Annotated in this window: 1 protein-coding gene and 1 pseudogene; both read right to left on the reverse strand. The window is 68.2% G+C overall.

The window, feature by feature from the left end; translation table 11 throughout:
• Positions 1 to 91 precede the first annotated feature (91 nt).
• On the reverse strand, positions 92 to 865 hold the full coding sequence (istB, locus tag ACFRMQ_RS40815) for an IS21-like element helper ATPase IstB (protein WP_380735994.1): 774 nt from the start codon (positions 863 to 865) through the stop codon (positions 92 to 94).
• A pseudogene (locus ACFRMQ_RS40820) lies at positions 862 to 1256 on the reverse strand (IS21 family transposase); the annotation flags it as partial. The pseudogene ACFRMQ_RS40820 and the gene istB, both read right to left, overlap by 4 nt.

The raw sequence follows: 1256 nt of genomic DNA on the forward strand, positions 1-1256 counted from the left end.
GGCAGGCGGCGAGGTACTCCGCCGGGACTCGGGCAAGCTGCTGGGTGACGGCCATGAGGGCAGTATCCCGAGGACGTCCACCGGATTTCCCCTACTTGATCGGAGGCTTGTCGGGCTTGTCGGTGGGGTTCTTGGGTCGCTTGTTCGGCCGGTAGCTGGGGCCGTTCATGATGACCTGGTGGCTGGTGTTGATCAGCCGGTCCAGGAGCGACTCGGCGACGACGGGGTTGGGGAAGAGCGGATACCAGTCGCTGGGCGCCCGGTTGCTGGTGATGATCAGGGACCGGCCCTGCCGCTCGCTGACCAGCTCGTAGAGGTCGTCGGCCTGGGCCGCGGTGAGCTGGCGCATCGCGAAGTCGTCGAGGATGAGGACATCGGGGCGGATCAGTTCTCGGATCCGCTTGTCCCAGGTGCGGTCCGCGTGGCCGCCGGCCAGGTCAGCCAGGATCCGGCTCGTCTTCGCGAAGCGGACATTGGCGCCCTGACGGATGGCCAGGTGGCCCAAGGCCTGGGCGATGTGGGTCTTGCCGACCCCGACCGGACCGAACAAAATTACGGACTCGCCGGCGTGGAGCCAGCGCAGGGCGGCCAGGTCGCGGATCTGGGCCGCGGGCAGTTTCGAGGAGGCTGCGAAGTCGAACTCCTCCAGGGTGACCTGCTGCTCGAACTTCGCTCCCTGCGGGCGGCGTTGGAAGGCCACTGTCTCGCGGCGGGTGATCTCGTCCTGGCAGAGGACCTGGAGGAAGTCCAGATGCCCGAGCTCACCGCCGTGGGCCTGAAGCAGGCGGGCGTCGAGGGTCTCCAGCATCCCGGACAGCCGAAGCGCTTTCAGGGACTCGCGCAGAGCCGTGTTCATCACACTCATCGGACGGCCTCCTGGCTGTCGTCGCAACCCTGGTCACCGCGGAGTTCGTCCTGCGTCCGGGTGGGGATGGCGGAGGCGAACAGCTGCTGGGGCCCGTGGAGGAAGGCCGCGGCTCCGGCGTCGCCGGTTTCCGGCTCTGGGTCGGTTTCGGTGCCGGCGATCAGGATGCCCTTGATGGTGCGGTAGGACGGGTCGCCGACCGTGATGGCCTTCGCGCAGGCGGCCTCCAGCCTGCCGTCGCCGTACTTCTTACGCAGGGCGATCACTCCTTGGGCGGCGCGGAGCCGGTAGATCGCGTTGACCTCCAGCAGCTGGCCGATCACCATGCCGCAGGCTTCGCCGACCTCAGCGGCCTGGGTGCGGCACCAGATCGGCGTGCGCATCTGGAAGG

This window comes from Kitasatospora sp. NPDC056783, from assembly GCF_042789895.1.
Lineage (GTDB): Bacteria > Actinomycetota > Actinomycetes > Streptomycetales > Streptomycetaceae > Kitasatospora.

Bases quoted from the DNA above. Each gene is read 5' to 3' on its own strand.
- istB (WP_380735994.1), bottom strand. From the start codon at position 865: ATGAGTGTGATGAACACGGCTCTGCGCGAGTCCCTGAAAGCGCTTCGG.